Origin of the sequence: Mesorhizobium sp. WSM3864, assembly GCF_002294955.1 — a bacterium.
Taxonomy (GTDB): Bacteria; Pseudomonadota; Alphaproteobacteria; order Rhizobiales; family Rhizobiaceae; genus Mesorhizobium.
Window position 1 is genome coordinate 1 of record NZ_NSGD01000045.1, and the last position, 5,410, is coordinate 5,410.

Below are 5,410 nucleotides of genomic sequence, written 5' to 3' on the forward strand. Positions count from 1 at the left end.
GGCTGCGCTTCATGTCCTGGTCCTCTCGATGGGCCAGAACGAACTTCAAACCGGATTAGATCAGAGGGGCAAGGTCACAACAAATGAGAGTGACCACGTCATGGTGCGGGTGTAAGGTACTGTCGTCGCCCGCACCTTCACGGCAAACGGGCGCTTGGAAGTCAACTCAGGTGCTTTCGCCCAATTCCGCAGGGAGAAAGCCATGAGCAAGCGCTCTGCAAATTTCATTTCCGCTTTTGAATTTGACGTCTTTCGAGAAGCCTTCCGGCGTTCGGTCGTAGAAGGTTGTCTTCCGCCACAAGAATGGGAAAGGCATGCATCTGACCTCGTTCGCAGCTTCATTGGCGTCGAAGCTCCGGCCGAAGTCCTCGCGGCATTGCTCGATGTGAGGGAAAAAGAAAAAAGCCCGCCGACCAGCGCCGACGGGCTTTGATCTAAGGCGAGCGAGCTTAGCGCGGCGGCCCAGAAATCGGGGCGGCCGCAACCGTGGCCAGGCGCTCACGCTTGCGCAGTGTGGGTTTCTCGTATGTCTTCTTCAAAGGAATTCCCCCGATTTGGTCTTAAAACGCGGCGAAACTGGCCTGTGCTATCGCCGGTTGTCAAGAGCGTCGGGGGCAGGTGCAACTGGCATTCACTGCATTTCCGTAGCTACGACTACGATTAGCCCCATGGCAGCCGCAACGATGACAGCGATCATAGCGATCTCAAAGCCGCCTCCGCCATTGCCTGTTTTTTTGCCGGCCCTGGTCATGCCTTCCGCCAAGGGTGCTCACCCCGCCAAGCCGCCCTAGCGGTGCTGATCGCCGCCGAAAGGTGGCGCATAATCTAGACTTGCCCCTCTACCCAAAACGGGGGCAAGCCCGGCCTGTCTACCGTAGGTCTCCCAAAACCCCCGCAGGCCGGGCACTATTGTCTAAGCTGCATTGTGCCGCGCCGCCCTGATTGCAATTTTTCCATCAGGTGAAGCTGTGGCGACCCGGCCTGTCGCGGGGTGGCTGCCGGCAGTGATCGAGACCCCAGAGGATAGATACGCTCGAGAGGGAACAACCTGATCGAGTGCAAGTTGGGACGCTCCTTTGTTGGAGTGAGCCTGATGACGGTTAGGCTTTACAGGGTGGAAGAGATGATCGGCGACATGCCGATTTCCCATCGCGTCGCCAGCGCAGACACCCCTTGGGAGGCCGCCAGAAAGGCCACCGGCAAGCACGTCACGGCCCGGAAAGATGAACGCTTTTGGGTGCGGGTGACCGATGAAGGAAACCGCACGGTTTACAAATATGCCTTCAAGTCTGGTGCCTCGGGCCGCCTTTAAGGTTGGCCGGCTTGCGCGCCAAGGAATGCTTCAGGCAATCTCCCAACGGGAGGCGCCGGCCATCTTAGTCTGCTGCAGGCGGTGGTGGCACATCTGCAGCGGGTTCTGAGAAGGCGGCGATGATCGCCTCGAGCGATGTGTTCAATGCACCGGAGAACGTGCGGCCCTTCTGCCAGATCGCGACATAGTGATAAAGTGCCGAGGGTTCCACCGGCCTCGCTTCAAGGTCGAACGCAGCGTACTCGCGCGCGATAATCTCGTTGGTTATCGCAATGCCAAGGCCAGCTGACACGTACCCTGCTTCGTGACCATTGCAATCGAACTCGACCAGAATGTCGGGCTCCGCGCCGGCGAAGCGCAGCGCATTGAAATTCATCTGGTGGGCAGCGAATTGCGGATCGATATCAACGATGGTCTCGCCTGCAAGGTCCTCGGCATCGACGCGGGCCTGTCTCGAGAACCGATGGTCTGGATGAAAGATGCAGACGTTGCGCGCCGACCCGAGCGGCGCCCATTCGAACAGGCGCGGGTCGAGCGGCAATCTTGAAATGCCGAGGTCGGCGCGGCCGGCCAGGATGTGCTCCCCGATCTGTTCGTAGCTGCCCGAGATAGAACGCACGTTCGAAGCGGTCTTGGCATGGATGACGGCAACCACCTTCGGCAGGGTCACGAAACCGAACACGGATGGCGCGGCGATCGCGATCCGCTGCTTTTCTTCATTCTTCCTCGCGAAGATGGATGCTTCCAGTCGCCCGAGCGACGTCAGCGCCATTTCGACGTTCCGCAGCAATTCCCAAGCCTCGAGAAGCGGCACGATGCGGTTGGCGGACCGCTTGAAGAGCGTGAGGCCGACGGTCGCCTCGAGCTGCTTGACATGCTGGCTGACGGCGGGCTGGCTGATGCCGAGCTCGGCTGCGGCGCGCCTTGTCGAGCCCGTTCGCAGCACGGCGCGAAAGACCTGCAGCTGACGGAACTTCAAGCCGCCTGGCAGCAATTCCATTGCCTGCGCTCCTTCTAACGGATCGTCCGATGCCCTTTGTGTTCGCTGCCTGGCAGACCCGGAGCAAAACCTGCGGGCGCCACGCGCGAGATCGGGCGCAATCCCGGAACACTATAATATAGTCACTATAGTGACTGGTAAAGCTGAAGGTTTGCTTATCGCTATGCGCGCATGCGCCTGGCGGAGATTTTTGGAGCGAACGTTCGCAGGGTCCGCCTGAAGCGCGGAATGACCCTGGAATCGCTGGCAACCGAAGTGGGGCTCGCCTACAGCTATATGGGCGGCATCGAACGCGGGCAAAAGAACCCCAGCCTGGACGTGGCCGAGAGGATCGCGAAGGCCCTGGAGTGCGATCCCGTCACTCTTTTGCGCGTAACCTCCGCGGACAAATAGCTGGCTCCGAAGTTCAGCAGTCCACGCCTCAATCGCCTTCCTTTCCGCACAATTCGGATCCGCGCTCGCGCTCGCTTGCCGGATGCGCTTCGCCCTTCAGGCTGGCAAGGCGTCGGCTGTTTTCCTGGCGGCGCAAGGCTGGGCCAGCGTTCGCGGCATTCGCAAACCGCAAACTTCGTTTGAGAATAGTTCGACGCTATAACAATGTCTTATAGCAAAAATAATGAAAATTATAGGTTGAAGGCGAATAATACAAGTCGTAGCATAGTCAATGTCTAAAAGTTAACTGCTGGTTACTTGTTATAAAACCTACAACCGTAGGTATGCCAGCCGATCCTAAGCTGCAGATGAGCGGCATGTCTTACCGTATTTTGCCCCAAGGAAATGCCTGATGGGTGGTTTTACTGCTCAGTTTGCTGTCGCCCTCACCGTGACCGTCAGCCTTGGGCTGATCAGCGGCTGCCTGGGGACGGCTGCCGGAGTGTTCCTGGCCATCTCGAAAGGCGCGGCGCACCCGCGGCTCACCAGCATCGTGACGGCCTACACCACGATTGTGCGTGGCGTGCCTGAGCTCCTCATCATCCTGCTCATCTATTTCGGCGGGACCACGCTGGCCAGCAGGCTCGCCGGCCGCTATGTCGAGGTGAACGCCTTCAGCGCCGGCGTCATCGCGCTATCGGTGGTTTTCAGCGGCTATGCGACAGAGGTGTTCCGCGGCGCGATCGCCGCAGTGCCTTCCGGCCAGACCGAAGCGGCCAAGGCGCTTGGCCTGAGCGCCTGGCAGCGGTGGCTTCTCATCATCGGGCCGCAGATGCTGCGGCTGGCGCTGCCGGCCTATGGCAACCTCTGGATCTCGCTCTTCAAGGACACCGCGCTGGTCTCAATCGTCGGCCTGACCGACGTCATGCGCGTTGCCTATATCGGAGCCGGATCCTTGCGCTCCCCACTAACCTTCTATCTTGCGGCATCAGCCCTCTACCTGTCGCTGACCACCCTCACGCTGCTGTCGATCCGCTTGGCCGAGCGGCGCTATCCCGCTCTTGGCCGCTAGGAGGGGCGCTCCATGAACCTCCCTCTGATGCTCGACGCGGTCGCTGTCCTGCCTTCCGGCATTGCGCTTACCCTCACCTTGACGGTGCTTTCGCTCACTGCGGGATTTCTCCTATCTGTGCCACTGGCCTTCGTCCGCGCCTTCGGGCGTCCCAGCTTCTCGGGCGCGGCGCTGGCCTACACCTATGCCGTTCGCGGCACGCCGATGCTGGTGCAGCTCTTCCTGATCTACTACGGCCTCGGCCAGATCGAGGCGGTGCGGGCAAGCATTTTCTGGGTGGTGCTGCGCGATCCCTTCTGGTGCGCGCTTATTGCCTTTTCCCTGAACAGCGCGGCGCATACGACGGAGATCCTGTGCCGCGGTCTCCAGTCAGTGCCGAAGGGCGCCATCGAGGCGGCCGCCTCGCTCGGCTTGAAGCGCTTCCAGACCGCCCGCCTAGTCACTTTCCCGATCGCTTTGCGGATATCGCTCCCGGCCTACGGCAACGAGGTGGTTGGGATGATCAAGGGCTCGTCGCTGGCCAGCACCGTAACGCTGCTCGAGGTCACCGGCATGGCCAGACAGATGGTTTCGACGACCTTCGCGCCTTACGAGATCTTCATCGTCGCCGGAGCGATCTATCTGCTGTTGACGTCAATTGCCGTGAAAGCCACGCAATTCCTGGAACGCAGGCTTTCGACCGACCGCCGGCCAGCGCAGCGGGCGAGATCACGATGGCGCCCGCCCCTGCCCGGCGAAGGCGTCACGACGCCTCTGCCCTGAAGCGGCGCCGCTCCAGAAACTGCTTCCAATCCCGACCAACGAAAGAGGTGCATCATGCGCATACCCCTGGCTATTGCCTTCGCTATCGCGTCGCTGATCCCGGCTTTGCCTGCCGGCGCGAGCGAACGCGTCATCTCCATCGCCTCCGAGGGCGCCTCGCCGCCCTGGGACGGCACGGACGACAAGGGCGAGCTCTACGGCTACGACATCGATGTCGGCCGTGAGCTTTGCCGCCGCATCGCAATCAAATGCACCTTCGTGCCGCAGGACTGGGATGGGATCATCCCGGCCCTGCTGGTCGGCAAATTCGATGTCATCATGTCCGGCATGGCAATCACCGAGAAGCGCAAGCAGTCGATCGCCTTCTCTGTCCCTTATGCGAGCGGCTTCAACCAGTTCGTCGTGCGCAAGGAGCTCGGTCTCGATCCTGGCGACATCAGGCAAAAGGTCAATTTGTCGACGATCGGAGACAAGGAAAAGGCGGCCATCGAACACCTGCGAGCGACGCTGAGCGGCAAGGCGATCGCGGTGCTGCGCTCGTCGAACTCGGAAGCGGTGGTGAAGCAGCTCATGGGCGATGTCGTGACGATCCGCAGCTATGACAGCCTGGACAACATGAAGCTCGACCTTGCAGCCGGCCGCGTCGACGGCGGCCTTGCCGACTATTTCACGTGGCGGGATTTCCTGGAGACGCCGTCTGGATCGGGGGCAGCGTTCTTCGGCCCTGAACTGAAGGGCGGCCTCTGGGGACCTGGCGTCGGCGCCGGCATGCGCAAGGACGATACCGAGCTGCTCGCCAAGTTCAACGCGGCGATAGACGCCGCCACGAAAGATGGCACGATCAAAGCGCTCAGCCTGAAATGGTTCAAGACCGACATCTCGCCGGCAGCCT

General features: G+C 60.9%; 7 protein-coding genes. 6 read left to right on the top strand and 1 reads right to left on the bottom strand.

The features are described 5' to 3' along the window. Positions 1-202: 202 nt before the first annotated feature. Positions 203-433, top strand: coding sequence for a hypothetical protein (locus CK215_RS30385; protein WP_095833132.1), 231 nt, complete (start codon positions 203-205; stop codon positions 431-433). Between the two features lie 660 nt (positions 434-1,093). Next, complete coding sequence (locus tag CK215_RS30390; protein WP_141245598.1) at positions 1,094-1,312, top strand: hypothetical protein; 219 nt, start codon at positions 1,094-1,096, stop codon at positions 1,310-1,312. Between the two features lie 64 nt (positions 1,313-1,376). Here the strand turns inward: CK215_RS30390 and CK215_RS30395 are convergent, their stop codons facing one another. Beyond that, positions 1,377-2,312: a LysR family transcriptional regulator gene (locus CK215_RS30395; RefSeq protein ID WP_095833134.1), complete on the bottom strand. Its 936-nt coding sequence runs from the start codon at positions 2,310-2,312 to the stop codon at positions 1,377-1,379. Between the two features lie 171 nt (positions 2,313-2,483). On the opposite strand from CK215_RS30395, the gene CK215_RS30400 reads away from it, so the two are divergent. From CK215_RS30400 to CK215_RS30415, 4 genes are all read left to right on the top strand, one after another. Next, positions 2,484-2,705 (top strand): helix-turn-helix transcriptional regulator, encoded by a 222-nt coding sequence (locus CK215_RS30400; protein WP_095833135.1) that lies wholly within the window; start codon positions 2,484-2,486, stop codon positions 2,703-2,705. A gap of 391 nt (positions 2,706-3,096) precedes the next feature. Beyond that, on the top strand, positions 3,097-3,756 hold the full coding sequence (locus CK215_RS30405; protein WP_095833136.1) for an ABC transporter permease subunit: 660 nt from the start codon (positions 3,097-3,099) through the stop codon (positions 3,754-3,756). Between the two features lie 12 nt (positions 3,757-3,768). Beyond that, a complete protein-coding gene (locus tag CK215_RS30410) occupies positions 3,769-4,518 on the top strand; it encodes an ABC transporter permease subunit (protein WP_095833137.1) in 750 nt (249 codons plus the stop codon). A 54-nt stretch (positions 4,519-4,572) separates the two neighbouring features. After that, positions 4,573-5,410, top strand: an 838-nt coding sequence (locus CK215_RS30415) for a transporter substrate-binding domain-containing protein (RefSeq protein ID WP_095833138.1), incomplete at its 3' end; no start/stop codon positions are given.